This is a genomic window from Nonomuraea sp. NPDC003214, from assembly GCF_053590035.1.
Genome location: NZ_JBSFSX010000007.1, coordinates 338,629 through 352,662, shown reverse-complemented (window position 1 = coordinate 352,662; position 14,034 = coordinate 338,629). Strand labels below are relative to the sequence as shown.

Genomic DNA, 14,034 nt, shown 5'->3' with positions numbered 1-14,034 from the left:
TACGAGGGTATGGGCAGGTCAGCCGTGTTTCTTGTACGTTCCTGCGGCCCGCTGGTACGCCGCGGGCGGCACGCCCACGATCCGCTTGAAGTGCCGGGTGAGGTGCGCCTGGTCAGTGAAGCCCACGTCGGCGGCCACCCGCGCCGCCGGGATGCCCGACCGCAGCAGCCGGCGCGCCTGCCGCACCCGCAGCGACGTCAGATAGGCGTGCGGCGGCAGCCCCGTCGCCGCCTTGAACGCCCGCAGCAGCGGGAACGGCCTGGCCCCCACCGCTAGCGCCAGGTCCTCCAGCGCCGGCGGGTCCACCAGCCGCTCGCGCAGCACGCCCATCGCCTCCCGCACCGCCCGCAGCCCCTCCGGCGCCAGCGCCACCGCCGGCCGCCCCGCCGCGTGCCGGGTCAGCAGCCCCGCGAACAGCGTCCGCGTCAGCGTCGAGGCCGCCAGCCGGTCGCCCACCTCCGCGGCCCGGTGCGCCGCCGCCAGCGCCGCCGCCATCTCCCGGTCGCCCACCACCTGCTGCGGGAAGTACGGCGTCCCGTATGTCACGCCCAGCTCCGCCGCGACCTCCGCGACCGCCTCCACCGTCGGGTAGAGCATCCGGTACGACCAGCCGTCCTCCACGCCCGCCTGGCCGGTGTGCATCGAGTCGGGATTGACCAGCACGATCTCACCCGCCGCCGCCCGGTGCAGCGTGCCCCGGTAGTCGAACTCCTCCACCCCGGACGTGATCACGCCGATCGCGTAACCGTCGTGCACGTGCCGCGAGAAGCGGTGGGTGACGTACCGGGCCTTGAGCAGGTCGACCTCCGGCACCGCCGGATGCCGCCAGAACCGCGCCTGCTCCTTCACCTCGGCACCGGGCGGAACGTGCGCAGGAACGCCTCGACGTAGTGCTTGTCGCGCTCCCACCGGCTGTGGGACGTCTCCCAGTAGAGGGCGAACGGGCGGTCGTCGGCGGTGCGGAAACCCCGGTTCACCACGTGCAGCAGGTCGCCGTCACGCGGCCTTACGAACTCCCAGTCGGCCGCCGGGACCCCCAGGTACGTCAGCGGCCTGATGCCGATCCGCCGGTAGCCCGGGAACTCGCCCTTGTCCCTGATCTCCCGCTCCAGCGCCCGCCAGTGCGCCTCCGGGGTGCTGTGGCGCACCTCGGGCACGGTCCACTCGACGACCATCTTCCCGGCGGTGCCGGGGCCGGACAGGGTGACGCTGTCGCGCGTGGGACTCTTGGCGGCCCGCCAGCCGCGCGGCAGGGCGATGGAGAACCCGCCGGCGGCGTTGCGGTACGTCCGCCACCCGGCGGGCGGGCGCGCGGACCCGGTGGCCGTGGGCTCCCCGGAGGCCGAGGCGGTCGGCTCGGCCGAGCTGCCGGTCGGGGTGCTGGTCGGGGCACCCGTGGGGTCGCCTGCCGGGCTGCCTGTCGGGTTGTCCGCCGAGATGCCGGTCGAGGCGCCGGTCGGCGTGGCCTGGGCGGCGACGTCCGTGCCCGGCGACCTCAGCTCCAGGGCCACCAGCACGCCGCCCGCGCCCAGGGCCGCCGCTGCCACCACGGCCACGCCGATGCCCGCCCACCGCCGTCCCTGGGGCACGGGGACGGTGTCCCCGCCCGGCACGCCCCCGGTCGGCATCCCGCCGTGCTGACCGGCCGTCTCCTCGCGCCACGCCCCTCCCTGGGCGGGCGCCCCACTGTGGGACGCACCACGACCGGCCCCACCGCCCTGAAGGGGCGCGCCACTCCAGGAGGACGCGCCGCCAGGGGCAGGTGAGCCGCCCTGGGAGGACCCGCCGCCCTGAGAGGGCGCGCCGCCGTGGGCGAGCACGCCGCCCTGGCCGGGTGTGCCGTCATAGGCGGGCACGCCCCCATGATCGGGTGTGCCGTCATAGGCGGGCGCGCCCCCATGCGGGGGCGCACCTGCCGGGGAGGGCGTGACCCCCGGGTACGCCCCTCCGGCCGGTTGCCCGGGGACGGGGCCCGGGTGGGGAGGCCGGGCGGCGATCGACTCCAGGAGCCGGGCCGCCTCGGCGGCGGGCATGCGGGTGGCCGGGTCGCGGGACAGCAGCCCGGTGATGACGGGCGCGAGGGGCCCGGCGTGGGCCGGCGGCACCAGCGGGTCGCGCAGGATCGCCGCCACGGTGGCCGCCCACGTGTCGCGCCGGTACGGCGGCGCGCCCTCCACCGCCGCGTACAGCGTCGCCCCCAGCGACCACAGGTCCGACTCGGGCCGCGCGGCCTCGCCGTTGAGGCGCTCCGGCGGCATGTACGCGGGCGTGCCCACCAGCCCGCCGGTCGCGGTCAGCCCGGCGTCGGTCTCCACGGCGGCGATGCCGAAGTCGGTCAGCACCACCCGGCCGCCGTCGGCCAGCAGCACGTTCTCGGGCTTGACGTCGCGGTGCAGCACCCCGGTGGCGTGCGCGGCGCGCAGCGCGTCGAGGACGCGGGCGCCGATCGCCGCCACCCGCGCCGCCGGCAGCGGCCCGCCGTCGCGGATCGTCTCGGCGAGCGAGCGGGAGCGGACGAGCTGCATGACGATCCACGGCCGCCCGTCCTCCTCGACGACGTCGTGGACGACGATCACCGAGGGGTGGTCCAGCCGCCCCGCCGCCCGCGCCTCCCGGATGGTGCGCCGGTTGAGCGCGGCCCGCTGGGCGTCGCCGACGCCCGTGTAGCGGACCTCCTTGATCGCGACGGTGCGGTCGAGGAGCTGGTCGTGGGCGCGCCAGACCACGCCCATCCCGCCCTCGCCGATGGGCTCGATGAGGCGGTAGCGGTTGCCGACCTGCCTGTCCATCGCCCGCAGCCTACTGGTCGGGTTTGAACGTCGCGCAGAACGTCTCGAAGAAGTGGTAGTCCTTCTTCCAGCGGCTGTTGAGGTTGTGCCAGTAGATCGCGTAGCCGCGGCCGTTCTCGGTGACGAAGCCGCGGTTGCGGACCCGGGTCAGGCCCGTGTTGGTGCGCCAGGTGAAGTCCCAGTCGGCGGCGGCCTTCTGGTAGTCGACCTTCTTGATGCCGATGAGCTTGTAGCCGCCGAAGCCGTAGCGGGCCGTCTTCTCCTGCTTCTTCCAGTCCTTGTACGGGTCGGAGCCCGGGTTGGGGGACCGGTCGACCGACACGAAGGCGTTGGACGCGGCGCCGGGGCCGCGGAAGAAGACCTGGTTGCCCTCGCGCTTGAACTCCTCCCAGCCCTTGGGCAGCGCCATGGTGAAGTCGAGCTTCTTGTCCTTGTAGAGCTTCCAGCCGTCGGGCAGGGCGGAGGCGGGGTCCTCCTCCTTCTCCGCGGTCTCGGACGGGGTGGGGGCGGTGCTCGGCGGCTCGGACGACGGCCGCGCCGGCGACCCGGTGCCGCCGGGCGTGGCGGCGGTGCTCGCGGCGGCCGTCTGCTGCTCCTCCGGCGTGTCGCCGGCGGTGGAACGCAGGCCGAGATAGCCGCCTACGGCCGCGATCAGCACGACGGCGACGACGGCGACCACCACGGGCACGGCCTGCCGTTTGCCGTCGCCGCTCAGCCGCGTCGGGTCGCCGGTCACCGGGTCGGCGGTCGCGGGCCCGAACCGGTCGGCGGCCTCGGCGAACAGCGACTCGCTCTCCGGGCGGCGCTCCTCGACCTCGCGCGGGGCGCGGCCGGCGCCGCCCGCCTCGGGGAAGCCGCCGTCGCGGTCGTCGTGGCGGGCGCGGGTCTCGGCCGCGCGGGAGCCGCCCTGGGGACGGTTGGCGCCGGGCTCGGGGAATCGCGCCCCGGTCTCGGCGAAGGGCGCGGGACGGGACGGCCGCGCGGGCGGGACGGGCCGCGCGGGCTGCGCGGGCCGGACGGGCGCCAGGTTCGGGTCCGTCGGCATGTCGTCCTCGATCGCGGGCTGAACCCGCGTCGCAGGCTGCACCCGGGTCGCCGGCTGCACCCGCGTGGGCGGGTCGGCGCGGGGGACCGCCCGGGGCTCGCCGCCGCCGGACTGGCTGATCCGCCGCAGCATCCGCGCGGTCTCCTCGTACGTGAGCCGCTGCACCGGCTCCTTGGCCAGCAGGCCCGCGATCACCGGCGCCAGCGGCCCCGCGTGCGGGGCGGGGTCGGGCTCGTCGGTGAGCACCGCGTGCATGGTGGCCAGGGCCATCCCGCGCTCGTGCGGGGAGCGTCCCTCCACGGCGGTGTAGAGCGTCGCGCCGAGCGCCCACAGGTCGGACTCGCGCCGCGCGGGCAGGCCCTTGAGCCGCTCCGGCGCGATGAACGCCGGGGTGCCCGCCAGGCCCGTCACGGTCAGCTGCGTCTCGGTCTCCAGCGTGGCGATGCCGAAGTCGGTCAGCACCACCCGGCCGTCGTCGGCCAGCAGCACGTTCTCGGGTTTGACGTCGCGGTGGAGCACGCCGGACTCGTGCGCGCGGTGCAGGGCGTCGAGCACCGCCAGGCCGATCTCCGCCACGCGGGCGGGGGGCAGCGGGCCGTCCTGCTTGATCACGGTGCCGAGCGAGCGCGACTGGACGAGCTGCATGACGATCCAGGGCCGGCCGTCCTCCTCGATCACGTCGTGCACGACGATCACGTTCGGATGCTCGAACCTGGCGGCGGCCCGCGCCTCGCGCATCGTCCGCCGGTTCAGCAGTTGCACCTCGTCACCCAGGGCGGCGGCGTACCTGACTTCCTTGACGGCGACGGTGCGGTCAAGGAGCTCGTCATGGGCGCGCCACACGATGCCCATGCCGCCCTTGCCGATGGGCTCCTGCAGGTGGTACCGGCCGGCGATGCGGCGTCCGTCCTGCTTGCGATCCGACATCAACGGCCTCAAACCCTCCCTCTCGGCCAAGAAATACTCCCATAGGCACGGATCAACGGCGACTCGCCGGAAGGCCAGTCCACCATTCGGGAACGATGTCCCGGCAGGTGGATGACGGGTGTAAGGTTCAGACATGACTTGTCGCTACGCGTTTACCGAGCCGGCTCCGGGAGGGCCGGTCGTCAGCTAGCGACCACCTGGAGTCGGCACAAGGCAGAGACGCCGCGTCTCTGCCTTTTTGGTTTTTCCGCCGGTTCCGGGAGAGCCGGCCGATTGGGGAGCCGAGATGTCATCGACCTTGGAACGGCACGTGGTCACGCTGGGCGGGCTGCGGGTGGGCGAGGGCCCCGCCGTGGTGATCAGCGACCGGGTGAGCCTGCGTGAGCGCGGCGGGCGCGGCGCGGACGCCGCCGAACGGCTGCGCGACGGGGTGACGCTGGCCGAGCCCGCCGGAGCCGCCGACCTGCCCGCGATCGCGGCGCGGGCCAGAGGCGTGGTGATCGGGTCGGCGTGGACGCGCGACATCCCGCTGATCCGGGCGGTGGCCGCGCTGGGGCTGCCGGTCGTGGTGGAGCGCCGGCCGTCGGCGACGCTGGAGGAGTGGCTGGGGGTGGCCGGTTACGTGGCCGCCGAGGGCAATGACCAGGTCATCCTGTGCGAGAGCGCCGACCTGGGGCTGATGCGTGCCGCCCGGGAGGCGTCCGGCCTGCCGGTGCTTGCCGACTTGTCCGGAAATATCAGCACGAGCCCCGACCCTGCTCCGGGCGGTGGCGCGCAGGGCGTGCGGCTCGGCGCGGAGCTGAGCGCGGCGGCCGTGGCGGCGGGGGCCGACGGGCTCGTCGTCGGCGGCTCCGCCGAGGAGCACGCCCTGGCCGAGGAGGCCGTGACGCTCGTCGGCGCGCTGCTGCGCCCCGAGGCGCCCGGCACGCTCGCCGACTGCCGCCAGGCCATCGACCGGGTCGACGCCGCGCTGGCCACCCTCCTGGAGCGCCGCGCCGAGCTGGCGGGCATCGTGCAGCGCCTCAAGCCGGTCGGCGGCTTCGCCGGCCGCGACCCGGCCCGCGAGCGCGCCCTGGTGGCCCGGATGGCGCAGCGCGCCCCGGAGCTCGGCGAGGCCCGCCTGGCCCCCGTCATGAACGCCGTCATCGAGGCCGGACTCCACCTCGCCGAAGAGCGCGCCCGCCGGTGACCATCCCCGGGCGGGTCAGGGGGTGGCGAGGCGGAAGTTGTTCATCGGGCGGCCGGGCCCGGCGGCGATGCGCTCGTTGACCAGCTCGGCGAAGCGGCGGTAGCCGTCGGCGGTGGGATGGAAGCTGCGCGCGTTGACGGTCAGCTCGCCGAGGTCCACGACCAGCCCGTTCAGATACGGGCGCGGCTGCCCCACCTCGTGCCCGTCGAAGGCGTCGTAGGCGTCCACGTACTCGACGCTCCCCGGCGCGCCGAACGCGGTGATCAGCTGCTCGAACTCCCGCGCCACCGCCCCCACGGCGTCGTTGAGCAGCCGGGTGACGCCGTTGAGCCAGCGCTGGTCGGCGGCGGAGAGGTTGGTGACGGTCTTCGACGGCGCGGCGGGGAACGGCCTCGGGTAGCCGAGCACGATCACCCGCGCCTCCGGCGCCCGCGCCCGGATCTCGGCCAGCACCTGGCGCAGCCGGGGCCGCAACTCGTCGATGCGCTGCCGCACCCGGGCGTCCTGGTCGACGCAGGCCGACGACCACGGCAGTTTGGCGATGCACTCGGTGAGCACGGGGGCGAACCCGGCGTCGTTGCCGCCGATGCTCAGCGTCACCAGGCTCGTCCCGGCGCTGACGCGGCTGACCTGGGGCGCGTGGCCGTGCTGGCCGCGCAGGAGCTGGCCGGCGGTGGCGCCGCTGCACGCCCAGAAGCCCGCCTCGCCGCCGAACGCGTGCGCGCCCGCGACCTGCGGCGCGTAGGAGCCCTCGGAGCGGTGGCAGCGCGCCGCGCCTTCACCGGCGGGCGCCCCCGCGCCGTCGTAGACGCCCTCGCCGGAGGAGTAGGAGTCGCCGAGCGCCACGTAGCCGCCGCTCAGCGCCACCTCCACGGGCGTCAGCCGGGTCAGCTCCGGCAGCCGCCCGCGCGGCTCGGCCGGGGCGCAGCCGACGTCGAGAACGGCGCAGCCGAGCATGGTGTGCAGCCCGAGCGGCACCACCGACAGCGCCAGCGCCGCGCCCGCCACCACGGCCACACCGATCCGGGCGGCCAGGGCGAGCCTGACCTTCCCCGCCGGCCCGGCGATCCGGGCGAACCCGGCTGACCCGCGTATCGCGGTCTTCAGCCCCGCCCACCGCTCCGTGCGCGTCCTCGCCCCGTCCAGCGCTGCCTCCCCCCGGTGACGGCCATTCCGCCACCGAGCCTAGAACACCGGATGATCAGGCGCGGGCGCTCGCCCCGGCTCCCTGCGCCCGCGCCGAGAGGTCCTGCCAGTCGGCCCAGGTCCTGAGCCGGTCGGCGTAGGCGCGCTCGATCATCGGCTGGAAGCCCAGCCCGAACAGCACCCGCAGCGGCGGGTTGTCCAGGTCGACGAGCGTGAGCAGCGCCTGGGCCGCGGCGGCCGGGTCACCGGCGGGCTGGCTCCCTGCGGCGGCGCCGAGCCGCTGCCGCAGCTCGTCGTAGGCCGGGTCCATCCGGGCCATGTGGCCGTTGGCCAGCGGGTCCGGGTTCTTGCCGTCGCGGGTGGCGAAGCCGCCGGGCTCGATCACGGTCACCTTGACGCCGAACCCGGCGACCTCGCCGGCCAGGGCCTCGTTGAGCCCCTCCAGCGCCCACTTGGAGGCGTGGTAGGCGCCGCCGAGCGGCATGGCGATGACCCCGGCCGCCGACGAGAGCTGGACGATGTGCCCGGAACGCTGCTCGCGCAGGTACGGCAGCGCGGCCTGGACCACCCACACGGCGCCGAACAGGTTCGTCTCCATCTGGTCGCGCAGCTCCCGCTCGGTCAGCTCCTCGACCGCGCCGATCTGGGCGTACCCGGCGTTGTTCACGATGACGTCCAGGCGGCCGAACCGCTCCTGGGCGCGCCTGACGCTCTCGAAGACGGCGGCCCTGTCGGTCACGTCCAGGGCGAGGGGGAGCACCGCGTCACCGTAGGCGTCCGCCAGCGCCTCCAGGCTCCTGGGGTCACGGGCGGCCGCGGCCACCCGGTCGCCGCGCGACAGCGCCGCCTCGGCGAACTCACGGCCCAGGCCGCGGGACGTGCCGGTGATGAACCAGACCTTGCTCATGGCGTTCTCCCGTTCATGCTCAGTCGTCAGGGGTGCGTGCCGTGCGGCACGCTGACGCCCATGAGTCGCCGGCCCCCTGGCGGCTGTGACAGCCGCGGTGGTGTGACGCGTGTCACCGGTCACGGCTGTCACGCCGGGGCCCCGGCCGGCGCCTTGTGCATGAGACACAGCGGGACGGACAGGAGCCGGAGATGGACGAGCACAGCGACCCGACGACGGACCAGGCGACCGCTGCGTTCCTCACCCATCGCAACCTGCTGTTCACGGTCGCGTACGAGATGCTCGGCTCGGCGGCCGACGCCGAGGACGTCCTCCAGGAGACCTGGCTGCGGTGGATGAGGATCGACCTGGAGCAGGTGCGCGACGAGCGCGCCTACCTGGTGCGGATCACGACCAGGCGGGCGCTCGACCGGCTGCGCACGCTGAAGCGGCGCAAGGAGGCGTACGTCGGTCCGTGGCTGCCCGAGCCGCTGCTCACCACGCCCGACGTGGCCGAGGACGTGGAGCTCGCCGAGAGCCTGTCGATGGCGCTCATGCTCGTCCTGGAGACGCTGTCGCCGACCGAACGGGCCGTGTTCGTGCTGCGCGAGGTGTTCGACGTCGCGTACGACGAGATCGCGGAGGCCGTCGGCAAGACCCCCGCCACCGTCCGCCAGATCGCGCACCGGGCCCGCAGGCACGTCGAGGCCCGCCGCCCCCGCGAGACGGTCTCACCGGACGAGACCCGCGCGGTGATGGAGTCGTTCCTGCGCGCCCTGGAGACCGGTGACACGCAGGGACTGCTCGACGTGCTCGCCCCCGACGTCGTCCTGATGAGCGACGGCGGCGGCGTCCGCCAGGCCGCGCCCAGGCCGATCAGCGGAGCCGGCAAGGTGGCCCGCTACATCGCCGGCGGCATCGGCAAGGCCCGGGTCACGCTCACCGGCGAGCCCACAGTGATCAACGGCGCCCCCGGCCTGGTCGTGCGCGTGGACGGCGAGACGGACGGCGTCATCGCCCTCCAGGTCGAGGACGGGCGCATCGCCGGCCTGTACTACGTCCGCAACCCGCACAAGCTGACCCGCATCGAGTCGGAGGTCCAGCTCACCCTGCGCTGAACCCCGCTCAGTCGGCCACGGCCGGATCGGCGGGCGCCGCGGCGCGCCCCCGCCGCCTGAGCGCCGCCCAGCCCGCCGCGATCGCCGCCGCCACCACCGGCAGCAGGAAGAACGCCACCCGCTGGTCGTCGTCGGCGAACGGCATCAGCACGACGACCAGCGCCAGGAACGCCAGCGTCAGCCAGTTGGTGTACGGGCTGCCCGGCATCGGGAACGCCGAGCGGTGCCCGGTGGCGCGCAGCCGGAGCTGGCAGTAGACCAGCGTGCCCCAGGTGGTGATCACGCCGAGGGAGGCGGCGGCGGTGGCGATGTTGAACGCCCGCGCGGGCAGGAAGTAGAACAGCGCCGCGGTGATCACCACGAGGTTCATCGCGTCGGCCGCCCACGGCACCCCCAGCCCGGCGAAGACGGTCACGAACGGCGAGGTGCCCGCCTCGTACGCGGTCCACGGCAGCACCATCGCCAGCAGCAGCACCGAGCCCACGTAGAAGATCGCGATGCGCCACACGACGCCGTTGACGGCCTTCGGGATGACCTCGCGCGGCCTGGCGGTCTCGCCCGCGGCGATCCCGACGAGCTCGATGGAGGCGTACGCGAACACCACCGACTGCAGGCTCATCAGCACCATCGGGAACCCGGCCGGCAGGAAGCCGCCGTGCGCCACCAGGTTGCCCGGCCCGGCCTGCCCGACGGCGAACACCACCAGCACCAGCCCGACCACCAGGAACGTGACGATGGCCAGCACCTTCAGCAGCGCGAACCAGAACTCCAGCTCGCCGAAGAGCCGGACCGACAGCAGGTTGACGACGAGCACGAACGCCAGCGCCAGCAGCGCGGTCGCCCACTGGGGGAACGCCGGCGCCCAGTAGTGCACGTACGCGGCGATCGCGGTCAGCTCGGCGATGCCGGTGAACGCCCAGTTCAGCCAGTACATCCAGCCGCTGGCGAAGGCGGCCCACGGCCCGACGAACTCGCCCGCGTACTCGACGAACGACCCCGAGGCGGGCCGGTAGAGCACGAGCTCGCCCAGCGCCCGCATGACGAAGAACGCGGCGACGCCGGCGGCGGCGTACGACAGCACGAGCGCGGGGCCCGAGGCGGCCAGCCGGCCGCCCGCGCCGAGGAACAGTCCCACGCCGATCGCCCCGCCGATCGCGATCATCTGCACCTGGCGGTTGCCCAGCGCGGGCCTGTATCCCTCGTCCGTCTCGGCAGGCACCCGGTGTCTCCTTCGTCACGGTCCGTGACGGCGACGATATCGGCGCGGCGGCTCCGGGCGGGGTGCGGCACGCCGCGCCCGGAGTGTCGGCGGGGACCACTAGAGTCGGAGCGCACAACCACATTCAGACCGGGGAGGCGCCGCTCCATGTCGTCCAGCGACTCGTTCGTCCATCTGCATGTGCACACCGAATACTCCATGCTCGACGGTGCCGCGCGCCTCAAGCAGATGTTCAAGCAGGTCGGCGACCTGGGCATGCCGGCGATCGCGATCACCGACCACGGCAACATGCACGGCGCCTACGACTTCTTCAAGCAGGCGACCGGCGCCGGCATCAAGCCGATCATCGGCATCGAGGCCTACGTGGCGCCCGAGCTGCGCCACAACAAGAAGCCGGTGCTGTGGGGCGAGCCGCACCAGAAGAAGGACGACGTCTCCGCGGGCGGCTACTACACCCACATGACGATCTGGGCGCGCAACAAGACCGGCCTGCACAACCTGATGCGGCTGTCCTCGCGCGCCTACACCGAGGGGTTCGTCCGCAAGTGGGCGCGGATGGACGCCGAGATCCTCGCCGAGCACTCCGAGGGCCTGATGGCGACCACGGGGTGCCCGTCGGGCGAGGTGCAGACGCGCCTGCGCCTCGGCCAGTACGACGAGGCGGTCAAGGCCGCCGCCAAATACCAGGAGATCTTCGGCAAGGACAACTTCTACCTGGAGATCATGGACCACGGCCTCGACATCGAGCGCCGCGTCCGCGACGGGCTGACCCGCATCAGCAAGGAGCTGGGCATCCCGCCGCTGGTCACCAACGACTCGCACTACACCTACGAGTCCGACGCCGCCTCGCACGACGCCCTGCTGTGCATCCAGACGGGCAAGCAGCTCTCCGACCCCGACCGGTTCCGCTTCGACGGCAGCGGCTACTACATCAAGACCGCCGACGAGATGCGCGCCGTCGACTCCTCCGACCTGTGGGCCGAGGGCTGCCGCAACACGCTGCTCGTGGCCGAGAAGGTCGACCCGTCCGGGTTCTTCGAGTTCAAGAACCTGATGCCCACCTACCCGATCCCCGACGGCATGACGGAGAGCGAGTTCTTCCGCAAGACCGTCTGGGAGGGCATGGACCGGCGCTGGCCGGAGGGCTACGACGACGAGCACCGCAGGCAGGCCGAGTACGAGATCGGCATCATCGAGCAGATGGGCTTCCCGAGCTACTTCCTCGTGGTCGCCGACTTCATCATGTGGGCCAAGGAGAACGGCATCCCGGTCGGCCCCGGCCGAGGCTCGGCCGCCGGGTCGCTGGTGGCGTACGCGATGGGCATCACCGACCTCGACCCGCTGCCGCACGGCCTGATCTTCGAGCGGTTCCTCAACCCCGAGCGCGTCTCCATGCCCGACGTCGACATCGACTTCGACGAGCGCAGGCGCGGCGACGTCATCCGCTACGTGACGGAGAAGTGGGGCGCCGACAAGGTCGCCATGATCGCCACGTTCGGCACCATCAAGGCGAAGGCCGCCATCAAGGACGCCGGCCGCGTCCTGGGCTACCCCTACGCGCTCGGCGACAAGGTGTCCAAGGCGTTCCCGCCCGCCGTCATGGGCAAGGACATCCCGCTGGCGGGCATCTTCGACAAGGACCACCCGCGCTACAACGAGGCGGGCGAGCTGCGCAGGCTCTACGAGGAGGACGTCGACGTCAAGGCGACGATGGACCTCGGCAAGGGCCTGGAGGGGCTGATCCGGCAGACCGGCGTGCACGCCGCCGGCGTGATCATGTCGGCCGAGGTGCTGACCGACCACATCCCGATCATGCGCCGCGACTCCGACGGCGCGATCATCACGCAGTTCGACTACCCGACCTGCGAGACGCTCGGCCTGCTCAAGATGGACTTCCTGGGCCTGCGCAACCTCACCATCATGGACGACTGCCTCAAGATGATCGAGGCGACCACGGGTGAGAAGGTCGACCTGCTCGGGCTGCCGCTCGACGACCGCAAGAGCTACGAGCTGCTGTCCAAGGGCGACACGCTGGGCGTGTTCCAGCTCGACGGCGGCGGCATGCGCTCGCTGCTGCGGCTCATGCGCCCCGACAACTTCGAGGACATCTCCGCCGCCCTCGCGCTCTACCGGCCCGGCCCGATGGGCGCCAACTCGCACACCAACTACGCCCTGCGCAAGAACGGCCAGCAGGAGATCACGCCGATCCACCCGGCGCTCGAGGAGCCGCTGCGCGACATCCTCGACACCACCTACGGCCTGATCATCTACCAGGAGCAGGTCATGGCCATCGCCCAGCGGGTGGCCGGCTACTCGCTCGGCAGCGCCGACCTGCTGCGCCGCGCGATGGGCAAGAAGAAGAAGTCGGAGCTGGACAAGCAGTACGCCTCCTTCGAAAAGGGCATGAAGGACAACGGCTACCCCGACGCCGCCATCAAGGCGCTCTGGGACATCCTGCTGCCGTTCTCCGACTACGCCTTCAACAAGGCGCACACCGCCGCCTACGGCCTCATCGCTTACTGGACGGCCTACCTCAAGGCCAACCACCCGGCCGCCTACATGGCCGCGCTGCTCTCGTCGGTCAAGGACGACAAGGACAAGTCGGCCCTCTACCTCAACGAGTGCCGCCGCATGGGCATCAAGGTGTTCCCGCCGGACGTCAACGACTCCGACTTCGACTTCACCCCGCGCGGCACCGACATCCGCTTCGGCCTGTCGGCCGTGCGCAACGTGGGCGGCAACGTCGTCGACGGCATCCTCACCGCCCGCAAGGAGAAGGGCCGCTTCGCCGACTTCAAGGAGTTCCTGCGCAAGGTCCCGGCGATCGTCTGCAACAAGCGCGTCATCGAGTCGCTGATCAAGGCGGGCGCCTTCGACTCCCTCGGCCACGTCCGCAAGGGCCTGGTCATGGTGCACGAACAGGCCGTCGACGCGATCATCGACATCAAGAAGAACGAGGCCATCGGCCAGGACTCCCTGTTCGGCGCCATCGACGGCGGCGAGGACCAGACCTTCGACGTGCAGATCCCCGTCGGCGAATGGGACAAGAACACGCTGCTGCAGTTCGAGCGGGAGATGCTCGGCCTGTACGTGTCGGACCACCCGCTGTTCGGCGTCGAGCACATCCTCGCCTCGGGCGCCGACTGCTCCATCGCCGCCGTCCAGGACGAGAGCCGGGCCGACGGCCAGGTCGTCACCCTCGGCGGCATCCTCAGCGGCGTCCAGCGCAAGGTCACCAAGAAGGGCGACACCTGGGTGCTCACCCAGCTGGAGGACCTCGAAGGCGCCATCGAGGTGATGATCTTCCCGTCGGCCTACCAGCTGTGCTCGACGATCCTGGCCGAGGACGCGATCGTCTTCGTCAAGGGGCGCATCGACAAGCGGGAGGACGTCGCCAAGATCATCGCCATGGAGGTGACGGCCCCCGACCTGACCCAGGAGGCGGGCGGGCCTCTGCTGGTGAGCCTGCCGCTGACCCGCTGCACGCCGCCGGTGGTGAGCCGGCTGAAGGAGATCCTCACCACGCACCCGGGCACCTCCGAGGTCCACCTGCAGGTGCACAACGGCCCCAAGACCACCGTCATGCGGGTCGACGACCGGCTCCGCGTGGCGCCCTCCCCGGCCCTGATGGGCGACCTGAAGGAACTCCTGGGCCCCGCCTGCCTGGGCGCCTGACCCCCTCAGGACCGCTTCCCTGCGGACGGCCTCCTCGGGC

At 72.8% G+C, this 14,034-nt stretch carries 9 protein-coding genes; 3 read left to right on the top strand and 6 right to left on the bottom strand.

Going from position 1 to position 14,034, the window contains the following annotated elements:
• Positions 1 to 18: 18 nt before the first annotated feature.
• From ACWDXC_RS23655 to ACWDXC_RS23645, 3 genes are read right to left on the bottom strand one after another with little or no spacing between them, the layout of a single operon-like run.
• On the bottom strand, positions 19 to 849 hold the full coding sequence (locus tag ACWDXC_RS23655; protein WP_449985395.1) for an AraC family ligand binding domain-containing protein: 831 nt from the start codon (positions 847 to 849) through the stop codon (positions 19 to 21).
• Positions 846 to 2,789, bottom strand: coding sequence for a protein kinase domain-containing protein (locus ACWDXC_RS23650; RefSeq protein WP_449985393.1), 1,944 nt, complete (start codon positions 2,787 to 2,789; stop codon positions 846 to 848). Before ACWDXC_RS23650 ends, ACWDXC_RS23655 begins: the two co-directional genes overlap by 4 nt.
• Positions 2,790 to 2,799: 10 nt before the next feature.
• Positions 2,800 to 4,761 (bottom strand): protein kinase domain-containing protein, encoded by a 1,962-nt coding sequence (locus ACWDXC_RS23645; RefSeq protein ID WP_449985390.1) that lies wholly within the window; start codon positions 4,759 to 4,761, stop codon positions 2,800 to 2,802.
• 286 nt (positions 4,762 to 5,047) lie between these two features.
• Here ACWDXC_RS23645 and ACWDXC_RS23640 point away from each other — a divergent pair, with 286 nt between their 5' ends.
• Positions 5,048 to 5,950, top strand: a complete 903-nt coding sequence (locus ACWDXC_RS23640) for a chorismate mutase (protein ID WP_449985388.1) — start codon at positions 5,048 to 5,050, stop codon at positions 5,948 to 5,950.
• Positions 5,951 to 5,965: 15 nt separating this feature from the next.
• Here the strand turns inward: ACWDXC_RS23640 and ACWDXC_RS23635 are convergent, their stop codons facing one another.
• Both ACWDXC_RS23635 and ACWDXC_RS23630 read right to left on the bottom strand, forming a co-directional pair.
• Positions 5,966 to 6,967 carry an SGNH/GDSL hydrolase family protein gene (locus tag ACWDXC_RS23635; protein ID WP_449985386.1) on the bottom strand — a complete coding sequence of 334 codons (1,002 nt, stop codon included), beginning with the start codon at positions 6,965 to 6,967 and terminating at the stop codon, positions 5,966 to 5,968.
• 184 nt (positions 6,968 to 7,151) lie between these two features.
• The gene (locus ACWDXC_RS23630; RefSeq protein ID WP_449985383.1) at positions 7,152 to 8,003 is read right to left on the bottom strand and encodes an SDR family NAD(P)-dependent oxidoreductase; all 852 of its coding nucleotides are present in this window, start codon (positions 8,001 to 8,003) and stop codon (positions 7,152 to 7,154) included.
• Between the two features lie 191 nt (positions 8,004 to 8,194).
• Here ACWDXC_RS23630 and ACWDXC_RS23625 point away from each other — a divergent pair, with 191 nt between their 5' ends.
• The gene (locus ACWDXC_RS23625) at positions 8,195 to 9,100 is read left to right on the top strand and encodes an RNA polymerase sigma-70 factor (protein ID WP_449985381.1); all 906 of its coding nucleotides are present in this window, start codon (positions 8,195 to 8,197) and stop codon (positions 9,098 to 9,100) included.
• 7 nt (positions 9,101 to 9,107) lie between these two features.
• Here the strand turns inward: ACWDXC_RS23625 and ACWDXC_RS23620 are convergent, their stop codons facing one another.
• Positions 9,108 to 10,319 (bottom strand): amino acid permease, encoded by a 1,212-nt coding sequence (locus tag ACWDXC_RS23620; RefSeq protein ID WP_449985378.1) that lies wholly within the window; start codon positions 10,317 to 10,319, stop codon positions 9,108 to 9,110.
• Positions 10,320 to 10,466: 147 nt separating this feature from the next.
• Between ACWDXC_RS23620 and dnaE the strand changes: the two genes are divergently transcribed.
• Positions 10,467 to 13,994, top strand: coding sequence for a DNA polymerase III subunit alpha (gene dnaE, locus ACWDXC_RS23615; protein WP_449985375.1), 3,528 nt, complete (start codon positions 10,467 to 10,469; stop codon positions 13,992 to 13,994).
• Positions 13,995 to 14,034 lie beyond the last annotated feature (40 nt).

Coding starts and splice junctions, on each gene's coding strand:
- ACWDXC_RS23625 (WP_449985381.1), top strand. CDS start 8,195: ATGGACGAGCACAGCGACCCGACGACGGACCAGGCGACCGCTGCGTTC.
- ACWDXC_RS23630 (WP_449985383.1), bottom strand. CDS start 8,003: ATGAGCAAGGTCTGGTTCATCACCGGCACGTCCCGCGGCCTGGGCCGT.
- dnaE (WP_449985375.1), top strand. CDS start 10,467: ATGTCGTCCAGCGACTCGTTCGTCCATCTGCATGTGCACACCGAATAC.
- ACWDXC_RS23645 (WP_449985390.1), bottom strand. CDS start 4,761: ATGTCGGATCGCAAGCAGGACGGACGCCGCATCGCCGGCCGGTACCAC.
- ACWDXC_RS23650 (WP_449985393.1), bottom strand. CDS start 2,789: ATGGACAGGCAGGTCGGCAACCGCTACCGCCTCATCGAGCCCATCGGC.
- ACWDXC_RS23640 (WP_449985388.1), top strand. CDS start 5,048: ATGTCATCGACCTTGGAACGGCACGTGGTCACGCTGGGCGGGCTGCGG.